Source organism: Marinobacter albus (genome assembly GCF_030238305.1).
Classification (GTDB): domain Bacteria; phylum Pseudomonadota; class Gammaproteobacteria; order Pseudomonadales; family Oleiphilaceae; genus Marinobacter; species Marinobacter albus.
Window position 1 is genome coordinate 592,846 of record NZ_JASSQD010000003.1, and the last position, 16,645, is coordinate 609,490.

Genomic DNA, 16,645 nt, shown 5'->3' on the forward strand with positions numbered 1-16,645 from the left:
CTCACTCACTGGCAATCACTCCTGCTGCGGCCAATCTCGCCGCTACACCACCAATATCTCCGGCGCCCTGGGTCATCAACAGGTCGCCGTCCTGAAGCACATTCGCCAACAGGCTCTCGATTTCGTTGTTGTCTTCGACAAACATGGGCTCAACCTTGCCCCGTTGCCGGATGCTACGACAGAGCGCACGGCCGTCAGCGCCGGGAATGGCGGGCTCACCCGCGGAATACACTTCCATCAGCAACAGACCGTCGACCTCGGACAGAACCCGGACAAAGTCTTCGTACAGGTCTCGGGTTCGGCTGAACCGATGGGGCTGGTAAAGCATCACCAGGCGACGACCCGGCCAGGCATCGTGGGCGGCCCGGATCACCGCTTCGACTTCGGTCGGATGGTGACCATAGTCATCCACCAGGGTGATCATGCCCTTGGGCGTTTGATAGTCGCCGTATACCTGGAACCGGCGGCCCACGCCTGCAAAGCTCGCAAGGCCCTTGCAGATTGCATCATCGGCAACGCCCTCATCGGTTGCCACGGCAATGGCCGCGAGAGCGTTCAGCACGTTGTGACGCCCCGGCATCTTGAGCTCCACCGCCAGATCACTCCGGCCACCCGGACGCTTGACCAGAAAACGGGTCCGCAAGCCGTCCGATTCGATGTCCTCGGCGCGGTAGTCGGCCTCGGGATTATCAATGCCGTAGGTAATGATGGCCCGGGAAATTCGCGGGATGATTTCGCGGACAAAACCGTCGTCGACACACATGACGGCAACGCCGTAGAACGGCAGGTTGTGCAGAAAGTCGACAAAAGTCTGTTTCAGCTTCTCGACGTCCCCACCATAGGTATCCATATGGTCCGCTTCGATGTTGGTCACCACCGAGATGACCGGTGTCAGATGCAAGAACGAGGCGTCGCTCTCATCCGCTTCTGCGACGAGGTAACGGGAATCGCCAAGCTGGGCATTTGTGCCGGCGCTGTTCAGCTTGCCACCGATGACAAAGGTGGGGTCGAGACCGGCCTCACCCAGCACCGACGCGATCAGACTGGTGGTGGTCGTCTTGCCGTGGGTGCCTGCCACCGCGATGCCATGCCGATAGCGCATGATCTCCGCCAGCATTTCAGCCCGGGGAACGATAGGAACCCTCCGAGCGCGCGCCGAAACAACCTCGGGGTTGTCATCAGCCACGGCGGAGGACACCACTACAACGTCCGCCTTGGCGCTGTTTTCGGGACCATGACCGATGTGCACTTCCACGCCCATGGCCTTGAGCCTCGCAGTGACTGCCCCCTCCTTGATGTCCGAACCAGAGACATCGTAGCCCTGATTCTTCAGCACTTCGGCAATACCACTCATGCCGGCGCCGCCGATACCCACAAAATGGATATGGCGAATCCGGCGCATTTCCGGCACCTGATAGACCAGCGGCGGATTCGTTGCATCAGCCATTGGCGGCCTCCAGACAGTAATTCACGACTCTCTCCGTTGCATCCGGGCGGGCCAGCGCGCGTGCGGCCTTCGCCATGTTTGTTACCCGGGTCCGATCTCTGCTCAGGTCGCCCAGGGTCTCTGCCAGTCCTTCCGGTGTCAGCCGGTTTTGCGGAATCAATATCGCCGCACCCGCGTTCACCATTTGCTGGCCATTCTTGGTCTGGTGGTCGTCAACTGCGTGCGGGAAAGGCACGAGGATGGCCCCGATGCCGGCCGCACAGAGCTCGGAAATGGTCAGGGCTCCGGCCCGGCACAACACGACATCAGCCCAGTCGTAGGCCTCAGCCATATCCTTGATAAACGGCTCGACTCTGGCCTCGACCCCATGCTGCTCGTAGGCGGCACGGGCCGCCTCAACGTGTTTCTCGCCGCATTGATGCCGGACGACCGGCCGTTCGTTTTCAGGCATAGCTGCCAGGGCCTCCGGAACCTGCTGGTTGAAAACCTGCGCTCCGAGACTGCCACCGACCACCAGCAGCCGCAGTACACCGTCACGGTTGGCCATACGCTGGTCCGGTGTCGGCAATTTCGCCAGATCCTGCCGGACCGGATTGCCGGTGCACCGGGTAATCACCTCGGCACCGAAACTGCCCGGAAATGCCTCGAGGACCGTCTCGGCAAACCGCACCAGCAGACGGTTGGTCATCCCTGCCACCGCATTCTGTTCATGGATAACCAAAGGTGTACGCGTCAGCCACGCGGCCACGCCGCCCGGGCCGGTCACAAAACCGCCCATACCCACAACACAGTCAGGGCGAATCCGCCGCATGATGGTGAAGGCCTCACCCAGTGCCCGCATCAAGCGGAATGGAGCCAGCAGCAGTGCCAATTTCCCCTTGCCCCGCAGACCCGAGATGTGAATCAGGGACAGCGGGATGTCGGTGTCGCCGATCAGACGCTGTTCCATGCCACCGCTGGCCCCAAGCCAGTAAACCTGGTGCCCCTTTTCCTCGAGCGCGCGGGCCGTTGCCAGCGCCGGGAAAACGTGACCACCGGTACCACCAGCCATCATCAGGAAACGGCGCTGGTCAGTCATAAACCGCACCTCCCCGGGCTCGTGGGCGGGCCTTTTCCTGCCCCAGGCGTACCTGGTCCAAACGTTCCATCTCGACCCGAGCCAGGACACCGATACCCACACACATGATCATCAGACTGGAGCCGCCATAACTGACCAACGGCAGAGTCAGCCCCTTGGTCGGCAGCATGCCGGTGCTGACGGCAATGTTGATTGTCGCCTGCAGCCCAATCAGCAGGGTGATGCCATAGGAGAAACACGCACCAAAGGGCATGTTCGCTTTCTCGGCCCGACGGGCAATAACAAACCCGCTGACCACCAGCAGGGTAAATAACGCCAGGACAATCAATGAGCCCAGCAGGCCGAATTCCTCGGCGATAATGGCAAATATGAAATCCGTATGGGCCTCGGGCAGATAAAACAGTTTCTGGATTGAGTTTCCGAGGCCAACGCCGCCCCAGTCGCCACGACCGAAGGCAATCAACGACTGGGTCAACTGGTAGCCACTGTCAAACTGATCCTTCCAGGGATCGAGATAGCTCACTACGCGCTTGAGACGATAGGGCTGGGTCAGAACCAGCAGCCCGCCGAGCACAACCAGAGTCACGATCAGCGGAACGAACCGGCTCAGCCGGACGCCACTGAGGAAAATCATGCCGGCGGCAGCCGAAACCAGTACCACGGTGGCCCCGAAGTCCGGCTGAATCACCAGCAACACAGACGCCACCCCAAGCACGACCAAGGGCTTGAGAAAGCCGACCCAGGTGTTCAGCAGCTCTTCGCGGCGGCGGACAACGTACCCGGCGAGATATGCGATCAGACACAACTTGGCGACCTCGGATACCTGAACATTGAACAGACCGAAGGGAATCCAGCGGGTAGAACCATTCACGGTGCGCCCCAGCGGTGTCAGAACCAGTACCAATACCAGAAGGCCTACGCCCAGCATGAGCCAACCGCTGCGCTCCCACCATGAGATGGGCACGTTGACAGCCACCAGCGCCAGCACGCAGCCCAGCGTGGCAAAGAGCAGCTGCCGAATCACATAGTGGTAGCTGTTGCCCATGGTTTCGGCAGCCATGTCCATGGACGCCGAGGAAATCATCACCACCCCCATCACCAGCAAGGCAACGGCACTGATGACCAGCATCGGAAGCGGCTGAAGCTCACCCAGCCACTGGTTTCGGTTTGGCAACGTGATTCCTGTCTGCATCACAACGCCTCCACCAGTGTGCGGAACTGGTCGCCGCGATCACCATAGTCGCGGAACATGTCGAAGCTGGCACACGCGGGTGACAACAACACGCGATCGCCGTCCTGTGCCAGCCCGGAAGCGATGGTGACCGCTTCCGCCAGCGAGCGGGCAATGTGGCTGTCAACGCCGTTGCCGATGGCTTCGGCGACCTGCCCGGCATCCTGGCCAATCAGCACCAGCGCCCGACAGTGCAAAAGAACAGGCGCCTGCAGCGGGGCAAAGTCTGCACCCTTGCCGTCGCCCCCGGCGATAAGCACGACCTTGCCTCGCTCGGGCGCCAGGCTCTCGATCGCCGCCACTGAGGCACCCACGTTGGTGCCCTTGGAGTCGTTGATGTAATCGACCCCGCCCACCTGCCGGATAAACTCACAGCGATGTGGCAGACCGGGGAAACGGCGGGCCACATCGAGCATGACCTCCATTGGCAGGCCCGCGGCATACCCAAGACCGAGGGCCGCCATCACATTGCTGATGTTGTGCTGGCCCATCAGGTGCAGGTCACTCGCCAGCAACAGATTGTCAAAACCGAAGGTAATCCAGGTGCCCTGATCGTCATCCCGGGTACTGAAGGTTTCCGGATTCACCCGGTGAAACCCGAAACAGATGAATCGGAGGTTGTCCCTCGCCATCGGCGTACTCAAGGCATCATCCAGATTGACCACCGCGTTCTTGCAGCCCCGGAATATCCGCTGCTTGGCCTGGAAATAGGCCATTTTGTTCGGATAACGATCCATATGATCGTCACTGACGTTCAGGACAGTAGCCGCCAGGGCGTTCAGTTCCTCGGTGGTTTCAAGCTGAAAGCTGGACAACTCCAATACGTATAGGTCGGCACCGCGCCCGAGGAGCTCGAGTGCCGGCGTGCCGATATTGCCACCCACTTCCACCCGGCGACCGGCGGCCTTGGCCATCTCCCCGACCAGCGTGGTAACCGTGGTTTTACCGTTGGAACCGGTAATGGCCACGATGGGGGCATCTGCCGCCTCGGCAAACAGATCGATATCGCCGCGGATCCGGGCCCCGTTCTTGCTCGCCCGGGCAATGGCCGGCTCGGCAATGTTGATGCCGGGGCTCACCACCAGTTCATTGAAACCTGCGAACAGCTCCGCATCAAAGGCGCCAAGATGAACCGGCACATCCGGCCAGCCCGCCCGCAACTCGTCAAGACCCGGCGGTGCTTCGCGACTATCCGCAACCGCAATCTCCCGTCCCTGTTCGGATAGATAGCGCACGCAGGAGAGCCCGGTTTTACCGAGCCCTACAATCAATGTGCGACGATCCGAAACAATGACGCTCATAATAGATGCGTACCCTTATCGTATCTTCAGACTGGCGAGGCCAATCAGAACCAGAACAACCGTTACCACCCAGAACCGCACGATGACGCGCGGCTCGGGCCAGCCCTTCAATTCAAAATGATGGTGCAGAGGCGCCATCCGGAAGATGCGACGGCCCGTCAACCGGAACGAAGCCACTTGCAGAATCACCGACACCGTCTCCATCACGAACACACCGCCCATGATGAACAGCACGATTTCCTGCCGAACGATGACCGCCACCACACCAAGGGCAGCGCCCAGCGCCAATGCGCCGACGTCCCCCATGAACACCTGCGCCGGATAGGTGTTGAACCACAGAAACCCGAGCCCGGCGCCGACAATGGCACCGCAGAACACGATCAGCTCACCGGTGCCCGGAAGATGGGGAATCAGGAGGTAGTCGGCAAACTGCGAGTGGCCGGAAACGTACGCGAATATACCCAACGCGCCCGCCACCATCACCGTCGGCATGATCGCCAGACCATCCAGGCCATCGGTCAGATTGACGGCGTTACTGCTGCCGACAATGACGAAGTAGCTGAGCAGGATGAAGATCACCGGTCCCAGCGTCAGGGAAACCTGCTTGACGAAGGGCACGTACAACGACGTTTCCTGCGGCATCGACGAACTGAAGAACAGGGCTATGGCGGCCCCCGCGCCAATTACCGACTGCCAGAAGTATTTCCAGCGTCCCGGCAGACCCCGCGGGTTACGCTCAACCACCTTGCGGTAATCATCGACCCAGCCAATCGCACCAAACAACAGGGTAACGAGCAGGGTGACCCAGACGTAGCGGTTGGTGAGATCTGCCCAGAGCAGCGTGCTGATCCCGATCGCCACCAGAATCAGGGCGCCACCCATGGTCGGCGTACCGGCCTTGCTCAGGTGAGTCTGGGGACCGTCGTCCCGAACGGCCTGACCGATCTGGTACTGGCTCAGCTTGCGGATCATCACCGGACCAATGATCAACGAGATCAGCAAGGCTGTGAGGGTGCCCAGTATTCCGCGCAACGTCAGATACTGAAACACGGTCAGCGCCGTGAAATATTGTGATAGAACCTCTGTCAGCCAGAGCAGCATGAGTTATTCACCTTTTCTTTTAATCCCTCCACCACGCGGTCCATGGCGGAACTGCGAGACCCCTTCACCAGCACCGTCCTCGGCGACTGACTGGCACTGACGATGGCCTCAACGGCTTCACCGTGGGTCTGGTACGCTTCCGCTCCGGCGCCGAAGCCATCGGCATAGCCTTCGCAGCCCGGCCCAACGGTGAGCAAACGGTCAATATTCTCGGTCCTGGCGAACTCGCCGACCTCACGGTGCAGGGCCGGAGCCTCCGGACCAAGCTCCGCCATGGCGCCAAACACGGCGACTCTCTCTCCACGGCGCCTGGCCAGCACGCTGAGCGCGGCCTTCATTGAGGCCGGGTTGGCGTTGTAACTGTCATCGATCACGGTGAGATCCGGCGCAAGCTCAAGGGTCTGCAATCGCCCTTTAACCGGTGCGAGTTCAGCCAGCCCTGCTGTAATTTCGTCACTGCCAGCCCCAAGATGCCGCGCTGCAGCGATCGCAAGCATCGCATTGGTCTGGTTGTGCTCTCCTTCAAGGCCGAGGCGAACGGTACATGCCCAATTGTCAGGGCCGCTTACGCGGAAACTCTGGCCCGGCGCGTCCGACTCGATCGGCTCTGAGCGATAATCTGCACCGGGGTGCCCAAGCCGACTGACACTTACCACTGTGCGATGGCCTGCACGGGCCTGCCATTGCTCAAACGCGGGGTCGTCCCGGTTCAACACAACCAGGCCATGTTCGGTAACGCCATCAATGATTTCGCCTTTGGCCTGGACAATATTTTCGTAACTGCCAAATCCCTCCAGATGCGCGGAACCGGCGTTGGTCAGGATCACCACCTCCGGGCGGGTAATCGCGACCGTGTGGGCAATTTCCCCCAGTCCGCTGGCTCCGAGCTCGATGGCACCAAAACGGTGGGCCGGGGTGAGGCCAAACAGGGTCAATGGCACACCGATGTGATTGTTCAGGTTACCCTGGGTCGCCAGGGTAGCTCCCATTCTCGCCAGAATCGCCGCCGTCATTTCCCGCACGGTGGTTTTGCCACTGCTGCCGGTGACAGCAACGAACCGGGCATCACTCTCGTTGCGATTGCCGGCAGCCAGCCGAGCCAGGGCGTTAACGGTGTCGGCGACCACCAGCTGCGGCAGGTCGACGGCCGCATCTTCGGTATCGACGATTGCCGCCACCGCGCCGCACTCCTTAGCCTTTTGCAGGAAGCGATGGCCGTCGAAATTATCACCGCGCAGAGCGACAAACAGCTGACCGTGTCCGAGAGACCGGGTATCGGTGGAAACCCCGGTAAAATGAAGATCTTCCAGGCCCCGGGTGCCAGTGGTCGCACCCGTCCAGCGCCGGGCATCGGCCAGGGAGAATTCGCGCATCATGCCACACCCCCGTTCAGGTGCAGGCCATGACGCACCTGTTCCGCATCACTGAACGGAATCTTCTGGCCAGCCACTTCCTGATAGGCTTCGTGCCCCTTACCAGCCACCAGGACAAGGTCGTCGGCGGAGGCCATCTGGATGGCGGAACGAATCGCTTCCGCACGATCATGAATCACCGATGCCCGCTCCGGCTCGGAGAAGCCCGCCACTATATCGGATGCAATGGCAGCGGGATCCTCACTGCGCGGGTTGTCATCGGTAACGATAATGACATCGGCCACTTTCTCGGCCTCCCTTGCCATCTCCGGACGCTTGCCGCTGTCCCGGTCGCCGCCGCAACCGAAAACGCAGATCAGTCGTCCCGCAACATGGGGCCGCAGGGCTGCCAGCGCATTAGACAAGGCATCGGGGGTATGGGCGTAATCCACAATCACCCGGACACCATCGGCGCTGCTGAATTTTTCGAGTCGGCCCGGAGGTGGCGTCAACTTGCTGACCGCCTGCTGTACGCGTTCAACCGGGACCCCCAGGGTCAGCACCATGGCCATCGACGCCAGAACGTTGCTGGCGTTGAAACTTCCCATCAGCGGCACCGCGATGTCGAACGTCCCCCACTGGCCATCCACACTTGCCTCAAAGCCGTCGTCGGTCGGACTGAAGGACTTCAACCAAAGCTCCGTCTGGGATTCATGCAGACTGAAACGGATGCGATCACACTGGCCTTCGAGCTGATCGAACAGCTGACGACCGAATGGGTCGTCGAAATTGATCACGGAAAAATGCAGCTCTTCCCGATCAAACAAACGGGCCTTGGCCTCGCCGTAGGCCTCCATGGAACCGTGGTAGTCAAGGTGATCCCGGGTCAGATTGGTGAAGATTCCGCCCGTGATGGTCAGGTCATCCACCCGCCCCTGATCGAGAGCATGGGAGGACACCTCCATAACCGCGGCCCGACCACCCTGAGCCAGAATGCGCGACAGAACCCGGTTTACCTGAACAACGTCCGGGGTAGTATGCGTGGCGGGCTGCAATGCTCCAGGCATGCCGTAGCCCAGCGTGCCCAACACACCACAGGGCGTACCGGTTTCCTTGAGCAGTTGCGCCACGTATTGGGTGACCGAGGTTTTGCCGTTGGTTCCCGTCACGCCAATCAGTCGCAATCGTTGGGACGGGTGTTCAAAGAAGCGGTCCGCAATCTTGCCCAACAGGGACCGCAGGCCGACTACCGGCACCAGCAGAGCCCCGTGACGCTCGGTGCATTCGCCCGCTGCCTCGGATTCCAGCAGCACTACCGTGGCGCCCGCAGCAATTGCATCCTCCAGATAATGATCCGCCGGCGTTCGGGCACCGGCCAGGGCAACAAAGGCATCGCCCGACCTGACATCGCGACTGTCCGTCTTGAGTCCGTGAATAGTTACGTCGAATACCGACGGCACCGGCACAATTCCTTGCAACAACGTGCTGAGTGATGTGATGCACATAGCTTTACCCTCGCTCCCCGGCGGTCTTTCCAGGCACTTTCGCGCCACCGACTTCCAGTTCAGGCTTCACATTCAACAGTCGCAGTGCGTCACTCATGACCCGTGCGAATACCGGAGCAGCTACTTCGCCTCCGTAGTATTCGCCGGACTGCGGCGCATCAACGGCCACAACCGTTACAATTCTGGGGTTATCAATAGGCGCCATACCAGCAAAAATCGCCTTGTACTGACTGTCCTCATAACCCTGCTTGCCAACAAGATGGACGGTCCCGGTTTTCCCGCCGGCCGAGTAGAATCCCGGCTGGGCTCGCTTACCGGTGCCTCGGGAAACAACCTCCCGGAGCATGCCCCGAACTTCGTGGGTCACCTTTTCTGAGAGTACCCGCTGTCCTTCAGGTTCCCTTTCCAGCTTGATCAGGCTTAACGGATAACGTACACCGCCGTTGGCAATAACCATATAGGCCTGGGCAAGCTGCAGCGCATTAACGCTCATGCCGTAGCCATAGGAGAGAGTGGCCTCCTCAACGGCACGCCACTTCGGCGGTGACGGAAGCACACCAACGGCCTCACCCGGAAATCCGATACCGGTGGGCTGGCCGAGCCCCAGCCGGCTGTAAAGATCGCGAATGGTGTCACCGCCAATATCAGTGGCAATTTTGCTGATACCCACGTTACTGGACTTGGCGATGATATCGGTCAGATTCATCACACCATAGTTGCGATGATCGCGGATGGTAAAACGACCAAAACGCCGGTAGCCCGGCGAGGTATCGATGGTGGTGTTGACCGAGTATTTGCCGGTTTCAAGGGCCGCGGCCATAGTCACCGGCTTCATGGTCGAGCCGGGCTCAAACAGATCCGTAATTGCCTTGTTCCGAAGATTCTCCGGCGCCAGCTGGCTCCGGTCATTGGGGTTGTAAGATCCCTGGTTGACCATGGCAAGCACTTCCCCGGTATCCACATCCAGCATGACCAGGGTTCCACCCCGGGCGTCATGAGCCTGAACCACGGCCTTCAGCTCACGGTAAGCCAGATATTGCAGGCGCAGATCGATGCTGAGCTGGAGGCTATTTCCGGGACGGGCATCGCGAATCAGCGTCAGATCCTTGATGACGCGGCCGCGATTGTCCTTGAGAACCCGCTTGCGACCAGACTCACCGGACAGCCATTGGTTGTAGGTCAGTTCCATGCCTTCCTGACCACGCTCGTCAATGTTGGTGAAACCGACAATGTGAGCGGTCACTTCGCCGGCGGGATAGTAACGGCGGTACTCCTGGCGGGTGTAGATGCCATCGATGTCCAGCGCCATTATCTGGCGCGCCAATTCCGGCTGAACCTTTCTCCGCAGGTACATGAATTCGCGACCTGCGTAATCGTCCAGGCGCTCACGCAATCCCGCTTCGCTGATGTCGAGCAATCGTGCGAGGTTAGCCAGGCGCGCTTCGCCGGAATCTGCCTCTAACGGATTGGCCCAGATGGTCTGGACCGGCGTACTTATCGCCAGGGGTTCACCGTAGCGGTCCGATATGACTCCTCGATGGGCGTCGATGGACTCAACCCGGATGGTACGGACGTCGCCCTGCTTGCGCAGGAATTCGTTATCGACAATGTGGAGATCGACCAGCCGCCAGCCCAGGCCGGCGACCACCATCAGAAAAACGCCCAGCACAGAGCAATAGCGCCAGGCTTTCAGGCCGGACACCAATCGCTGGCTCCATGTTCTCTGCGTTCCCTGACCGGACAAATCGATCACCCTGACGGTTGTTGTTATCGTGTATTAAGGCGCTGACGTCGGCGACATCAGCGGTACCAGGACAATGTCCTGGCGCCCCGGAACCACCATTCCGAAACGCTCTGCTGCAAGATTTTCAACGCGCCCATGGGCACTCAGCGCGCTCTGCTCCAACAGCAACTGACTCCACTCCTGCTGGTAACGATCACGTTCGCCCTGAAGGTGAGAGAGCGTATTGAACAGCTCTCGGTTTTCATGTGCGCTGACGACCACGCCAATAGATGAGGCCAGGAGCAAGGTCACCAACGCCAGAGAAATCATCACGTTACGCTGGCGAGTCGCATCGAAGACCTGCCACGAAATCCGAACAGCCGTGGCTACGCCATCGCGCATTCGCTGCTTGTTAAGCTTGGCCGTCTTTACTGGCTGTTCTATGGCTACGGCGCCCATGACTATGCACTCCCCTTCGAGTTCGCATCTGAACCAATTCGTTCCAGGACCCGCATCACTGCGCTCCTGGCCCTGACGTTGTCACTTACTTCTTCTGCATTCGCCTTTGATGCTTTACCAATCAAACGGAACGCCGACGCTTCCTGATCTGCAGTCACCGGTATGCCCTTGGGAAGCTGGGGCCCGCGCGCCAGATCCCGCATGAACCTTTTGACGACGCGATCCTCAAGCGAATGAAAACTGATCACTACCAGTCTGCCCCCAGGTGCGAGGCGATCAACTGCAGCCTGCAAACCAATTTCCAGATCCTCGAGCTCCCGATTTATAAAGATCCGGATCGCCTGAAAGGTCCGGGTCGCCGGGTGCTTATGCTTCTCCTTCTTGGGCACCGCCTCACTAACCAGTTCGGCCAACTGGCGAGTCGTCTCGATTGCCTCTTCCTGGCGACGCGCCACGACCAAACGAGCGATACGGCGAGAGAACCGCTCTTCGCCGTATCGCCAGATCACATTGGCAATGTCCCGCTCGTCAGCTTCAGCGAGCCACTCTGCCGCGCTGGGTGACTGCTGCGGATTCATCCGCATGTCCAGAGGGCCGTCACGCATGAAGCTGAAGCCTCTCGACGCGTCATCCAGCTGCGGGGAGGACACCCCCAGATCCATCAGCACTCCATTCACCTCGACCCACTCCCGACGCGCGAGAGCCAGATCAAGTTCCGCAAAGGAGCCATGGAACCAAGAGAACCGCGGGTCTTTGATAGCCAACTGCTCAGCTTCGCGAATCGCCTCCGGGTCTTTGTCGATGCCCAGAAGGTGCGCACCATCGCCCAGACGGTCCAGGATGAGCCGACTGTGACCACCCCGGCCAAAGGTGGCATCCACGTAATTGCCGTCGGGGTCATTGACCAGGTAGTCGACCGCCGAATCCAGAAGCACCGAGCGATGCGGAAGCGCAGCTCCGGGCCCCTGCCTGCGATCGGAGGTCATAAGGAGAGCGCCTCCATTTCGGGTGGCATCTCGTCGTCGTCGGAGGACTCATCGAGCCAGGCGAACCAACGTTCCTCGCTCCAGAGTTCCAGTTTTTTACCCTGGCCAATCAGCATCAGTTTTTTCTCAAGGTGGGCATAGCTTCTCAGGGTTGGTGGAATCAGGATACGCCCAGCGGAGTCCAGCTCCATGGGCGCAGCATTACCAAGCAGTAAGCGCTGCAGCCGGCGCGCGGCCTTGTTCATATTGGGAAGCGCTTCGATTTTGGGCCGCAGCTCTTCCCACTCCGGCTCGGGATAAACCAGCAAACAGCGCTCTTCATCGGCATTGGCCGTCAATACAATGCGCCCACCACAGGTCTGCGCGAGCTCCTCGCGCACCTTGGCGGGGATCGCCAAGCGACCCTTCGCATCCATATTGATGGCATTGCTGCCGAGAAATTTGCTCATTTACACCGTCTCTGGGAGCTGGATACCCACAAAAAACCACTAGAAACCACTTTTTCCCACTTCTGCACACTATAGAAACACGCATTACACAATGCAAGCGCCGCAAACAGCGTCGCACTGGCAAAAGTTCCTTTTATGACAACAAGTTACGGGCAAGGATTTGGAAAAATGGAGAGATTACGAAAAAGAAAAGGTGAAAAATCAAACACCTGCAAAAATGTCTGAAGAAGGCAAGTTAGGATTAAGATTTTTTAGCTATAACGGAAATCTACTGAGAAGGAAGCGCATCACATTGGGAAAGCGGGGAAGCGAGCTCGCCGATAAGCCGGGTTCTGTCGTGGACAGTCATTCATCTAGGGCCTGCGTCACCACAGGCCTCAAGCAACCTACCCGAATCCAGCGCGGGCCACGCCATTGGATTCCTATTTGGTCTTGCTCCAGGTGGGGTTTACCATCGCCGTGGACTGTTGCCAGCCACGCGGTGCGCTCTTACCGCACCGTTTCACCCTTACCGGCACCCGAAGGTGCTTAGGCGGTCTACTTTCTGTTGCACTTTCCGTCGGCTCACGCCGCCCAGGCGTTACCTGGCACCTTGCCCTGCGGAGCCCGGACTTTCCTCCCCCGGCGAAACCGGCGGCGACTGTCTGGCGAGCTCGGGCGAGACAATACTCCTGCCTTAAGGGCCTTGCAAGGAAAACTCGCGGCAGACATCAATCCTGCTTGAGCTCCAGTGCCCGCTGGTAGAGATCGTTTTTTGAGCGGCCACTGAGTTCGGCCGCCAGTTTCGCCACTTTTTTGACTGGCATCTCCGGAAGCAACAGCCTGATCAGGTGATCAACGTCCAAAGCCCCCTCCTCATCGTCATGACCGGCTGGCTCCGCCCCCCGGATCATCACCACAAACTCTCCCTTGGTCCCGTGGGGATCGGCCTCCAGCGCAGGAAGCACTTCGGCGACAGCCCCTGAATAGAAAGTTTCGAAGGTCTTGGTCAATTCGCGACCCAACACGATCTCCCTGCTATCGCCGAGGACTGCCGCGATATCGCTGACGGCATCCAGTATTCGGTGAGGTGATTCATAAAACACCAGGGTCGCCGACTCCTGACGTAGTGGCTCCAGAGCGGCGCGGCGGCCTGTTCGCTTGGCGGGCAGAAAACCGACGAATAAAAAGCGGTCTGTGGGCAAACCGGCAGCACTCAGCGCAGCAACCAGAGCGCATGGCCCGGGAATCGGTGTAACCGTGAGCCCACGGCGCCGGGCCTCACGAACAAGCACATAGCCCGGGTCCGAAATCAGGGGCGTGCCAGCATCCGAAATCAAGGCGACACTGTGCCCCCGCTCGAGCTCATCCAGAATGCTGCCGGCCCGATCCCGCTCATTGTGGTCGTGCAGTGCAATCAATCGCTTCTGGAGCCCGAGGTGCTGCAACAGGCGACCGCTGTGGCGGGTGTCCTCGGCTGCGACCACATCAACCCGGGACAGCGTGGCGACAGCACGGGGAGACAGATCATCCAGGTTGCCAATCGGTGTCGCCACGATATATAGAACACCACTGGCCCCTTCTTTGTTGCCGGTTATGGATGCCGACTTCTCGCCCTGGGATTTCAAATTGCCCGCCTCATTGTTGCTGCCACTCTTACCATGACACTTACGTCATGTGAATTGACCCCGGAGCTGTTAAACTTGCCACCGTTAGATCGGCGCCACAAGCCCAATAATCCGGAGTATTTCGAGCTTGCCATGATCAAAAACCCCACCAAACATCGAGCCCTCGCCACAGCCTTTACCGTGGCACTGTTGTCCGCCGGTTGTGCCAGCGTCAACCTTCAGTCCCATGTTGCACAGACCCCGCAGCAGGCCCTCGAGCTTGCCAGCCAGGAAACCAATCGCGAGACTGCTCAGCGCTATCTGCTGCGCATCGCCAGCCGTTTTCAGGATCAGGGCAACCATCAGGCTGCTCGCACGCTACTGCAAAGCTCCCAGCTGGCGCAAGCGGAACCGGCGCTGGAAAGCCAGAAGCGCCTCCTGGCCATGGCCAGCGCGACGGCACTGGAAGACGACGAATGGGCTCGCACCCTGGTGGCAGACCTGCCCCCCGATAGCATCACCGACTACGGCCCCGAATTAATGGGCCGAGCCGCCCAGCTACAGTCACAGGCGTTTGCCCTGGCCGGCCAGCCTCTGCCCGCCGCCATGACGCTGGTGTTGCAGACACAAACGGACAGCAGCGCCAACCCGCAACAACTGCACGACCAGATCTGGCAGCTGCTGAAAACGGTGCCAGACGATGAGCTCAATGCCGCCAGCAGCAGTGCGATCGGCTATGAGGCACAAGGCTGGCTGGAGCTCGCCGCATCGGTGCGAACGCCGGAAGTTGAACTCGATGAGCAGGGCCGTTCCATTCGCGGCTGGCAGAACAACTGGCCCGGTCATCCGGCAGCCCAGGTTTTGCCATCAGAGCTGCAGCTGATTGCGTCCCTGGCCGAAAGCCGTCCTGAAACCATTGCGCTGGCCCTGCCACTCAAGGGCCCCTTGGCAACGGCCGGCAAAGCCATTCGCGACGGCTTCATTGCGGCCTATTATTCCGATGAATCCGCTGACCGTAGCAAAACGGACATTCGAATCGTCGACACCTCGGACTCCGAGTTCACCGAGCTATACAAGGAACTGTCGAGCAAGGATGTGGACCTGATTGTCGGCCCTCTCGAAAAGGAGGCGCTGACCCGACTCGGTTCCATGAACACCCTTCCGGTCCCGGCACTGGGGCTCAACTACCTGCCGGTTGACCAGAAGGTGCCGGACGGTCTCTACCAGTTCGGACTGTCTGCCGAGGACGAGGCGCGGCAGATTGCCGACCGGCTGGATGCAGAGGGCCTTCGCCATGCCCTGGTTCTGATTCCGCAGGGCGAGTGGGGGGACCGGGTCGAAGCCGCCCTCCTGCAGCGCATGGGTGCCAACGGCAGTACAGCCCTGGATATTGAGCGCTTCTTCCGTGACGATAACCTTCGTGCGGTAACCGCAGACCTGCTCGGAATCACAACCTCCCGGGACCGGGCCATTCAGGTGGAGAGAACCATTGGGCTAGACCTGGAATTCGAACCCCGGCGCCGGCAAGACGCCGATGCGATCGTCATGGTGGCTGAACCGACGATAGCCCGCCAGTTCAAACCGCTATTCGCCTTTTACTTCGGCGGCGACCTTCCGGTTTATTCCCCCTCCATCGTATACGAGGGCACCCCGGATCCAGCCAGGGACAGGGACCTGGACCAGGTGATTTTCACCGATACGCCCTGGATTCTCGGTGAAGGGAACGAACTGCGAATGAAGGCAGACAAACATCTGTCCGGCACCCGGGGCCAGCTTGGCCGGCTGTTTGCCATGGGGGCGGATGCCTGGCAGCTGAGCAAGCGGCTCCCGCTGCTGCGCCAAGTCGAAACCGCCTCCATTGACGGGCAGACGGGCGTTCTCACCATGACCAGCGAAGGCAGCATTCATCGCGAACAACTCTGGGCTCAGTTCCAGAACGGCACGCCCAAACTGCTGCCGGATCCTGAACCCCGACTCTCCGAGACGGAGCCCTCCCCGGTGGAGGACAGCAGCCGGTCACCGGGCCTTAACCAGTAACCCAGACTTTTGGAACCAAATGCCATGGAAGGCACAAAAGCACTGGGCAATCACTTTGAAGGGGTGGCTGCCCGGTACCTCATGAGTCGAGGCGTGACCATCTCCGAACGCAACGTCTACAACCGTGGCGGCGAAATAGACCTGATCGGACGTGACGGAGACACACTCGTTTTCTTTGAAGTGCGCTACCGCGGCGCCGGCAGCCTGACCGATCCGGCCAGCTCCGTGACGTTTCCCAAGCAGAAACGACTCCTGAAGGCGGCATCCTTTTACCTACACAAACACGGTCTCTGGGACACTCTGAGCCGCATCGATGTAATTGCCATCAGCCCGGGAACGGTCAAGAAATACCGAGTACAATGGATAAAAAATGCAATCCAGGCAGGATAG

The 16,645-nt window shown here is 59.9% G+C and carries 14 protein-coding genes and 1 other RNA gene; 2 read left to right on the forward strand and 13 right to left on the reverse strand.

All coding sequences use genetic code 11. The features are described from left to right. Window position 1: 1 nt before the first annotated feature. From murC to rsmI, 13 genes are all read right to left on the reverse strand, one after another. Window positions 2–1,447: a UDP-N-acetylmuramate--L-alanine ligase gene (gene murC, locus QQF73_RS17645; protein ID WP_285369000.1), complete on the reverse strand. Its 1,446-nt coding sequence runs from the start codon at window positions 1,445–1,447 to the stop codon at window positions 2–4. Then, the gene (gene murG / locus QQF73_RS17650; protein WP_219868644.1) at window positions 1,440–2,525 is read right to left on the reverse strand and encodes an undecaprenyldiphospho-muramoylpentapeptide beta-N-acetylglucosaminyltransferase; all 1,086 of its coding nucleotides are present in this window, start codon (window positions 2,523–2,525) and stop codon (window positions 1,440–1,442) included. Before murG ends, murC begins: the two co-directional genes overlap by 8 nt. After that, window positions 2,518–3,717, reverse strand: coding sequence for a putative lipid II flippase FtsW (ftsW, locus tag QQF73_RS17655; protein ID WP_219868645.1), 1,200 nt, complete (start codon window positions 3,715–3,717; stop codon window positions 2,518–2,520). The genes murG and ftsW overlap by 8 nt, the downstream gene beginning before the upstream one ends. Further along, a complete protein-coding gene (murD, locus tag QQF73_RS17660) occupies window positions 3,717–5,057 on the reverse strand; it encodes a UDP-N-acetylmuramoyl-L-alanine--D-glutamate ligase (RefSeq protein ID WP_219868646.1) in 1,341 nt (446 codons plus the stop codon). The genes ftsW and murD overlap by 1 nt, the downstream gene beginning before the upstream one ends. Before the next feature lie 15 nt (window positions 5,058–5,072). Then, window positions 5,073–6,158: a phospho-N-acetylmuramoyl-pentapeptide-transferase gene (gene mraY / locus QQF73_RS17665; RefSeq protein ID WP_219868647.1), complete on the reverse strand. Its 1,086-nt coding sequence runs from the start codon at window positions 6,156–6,158 to the stop codon at window positions 5,073–5,075. Next, entirely contained in the window at window positions 6,143–7,534 is a 1,392-nt protein-coding gene (locus QQF73_RS17670; protein ID WP_285369003.1) for a UDP-N-acetylmuramoyl-tripeptide--D-alanyl-D-alanine ligase, read from the reverse strand. Before QQF73_RS17670 ends, mraY begins: the two co-directional genes overlap by 16 nt. Next, a complete protein-coding gene (locus tag QQF73_RS17675) occupies window positions 7,531–9,015 on the reverse strand; it encodes a UDP-N-acetylmuramoyl-L-alanyl-D-glutamate--2,6-diaminopimelate ligase (RefSeq protein ID WP_219868649.1) in 1,485 nt (494 codons plus the stop codon). Before QQF73_RS17675 ends, QQF73_RS17670 begins: the two co-directional genes overlap by 4 nt. Window positions 9,016–9,019: 4 nt before the next feature. Further along, a complete protein-coding gene (locus tag QQF73_RS17680; RefSeq protein ID WP_219868650.1) occupies window positions 9,020–10,759 on the reverse strand; it encodes a peptidoglycan D,D-transpeptidase FtsI family protein in 1,740 nt (579 codons plus the stop codon). A gap of 33 nt (window positions 10,760–10,792) precedes the next feature. After that, entirely contained in the window at window positions 10,793–11,197 is a 405-nt protein-coding gene (gene ftsL / locus QQF73_RS17685; protein ID WP_285369005.1) for a cell division protein FtsL, read from the reverse strand. A 2-nt stretch (window positions 11,198–11,199) separates the two neighbouring features. Next, on the reverse strand, window positions 11,200–12,183 hold the full coding sequence (gene rsmH, locus QQF73_RS17690; protein WP_219868652.1) for a 16S rRNA (cytosine(1402)-N(4))-methyltransferase RsmH: 984 nt from the start codon (window positions 12,181–12,183) through the stop codon (window positions 11,200–11,202). Further along, window positions 12,180–12,632, reverse strand: coding sequence for a division/cell wall cluster transcriptional repressor MraZ (mraZ, locus tag QQF73_RS17695; protein ID WP_218636862.1), 453 nt, complete (start codon window positions 12,630–12,632; stop codon window positions 12,180–12,182). The genes rsmH and mraZ overlap by 4 nt, the downstream gene beginning before the upstream one ends. Before the next feature lie 305 nt (window positions 12,633–12,937). Continuing rightward, window positions 12,938–13,288: RNase P RNA component class A (gene rnpB, locus QQF73_RS17700), an RNA gene on the reverse strand. A gap of 54 nt (window positions 13,289–13,342) precedes the next feature. Beyond that, window positions 13,343–14,239 carry a 16S rRNA (cytidine(1402)-2'-O)-methyltransferase gene (rsmI, locus tag QQF73_RS17705; RefSeq protein ID WP_425607964.1) on the reverse strand — a complete coding sequence of 299 codons (897 nt, stop codon included), beginning with the start codon at window positions 14,237–14,239 and terminating at the stop codon, window positions 13,343–13,345. Between the two features lie 75 nt (window positions 14,240–14,314). Here rsmI and QQF73_RS17710 point away from each other — a divergent pair, with 75 nt between their 5' ends. After that, window positions 14,315–16,255 carry a penicillin-binding protein activator gene (locus tag QQF73_RS17710; protein WP_285369007.1) on the forward strand — a complete coding sequence of 647 codons (1,941 nt, stop codon included), beginning with the start codon at window positions 14,315–14,317 and terminating at the stop codon, window positions 16,253–16,255. A 24-nt stretch (window positions 16,256–16,279) separates the two neighbouring features. Continuing rightward, the gene (locus tag QQF73_RS17715) at window positions 16,280–16,645 is read left to right on the forward strand and encodes a YraN family protein (protein WP_285369008.1); all 366 of its coding nucleotides are present in this window, start codon (window positions 16,280–16,282) and stop codon (window positions 16,643–16,645) included.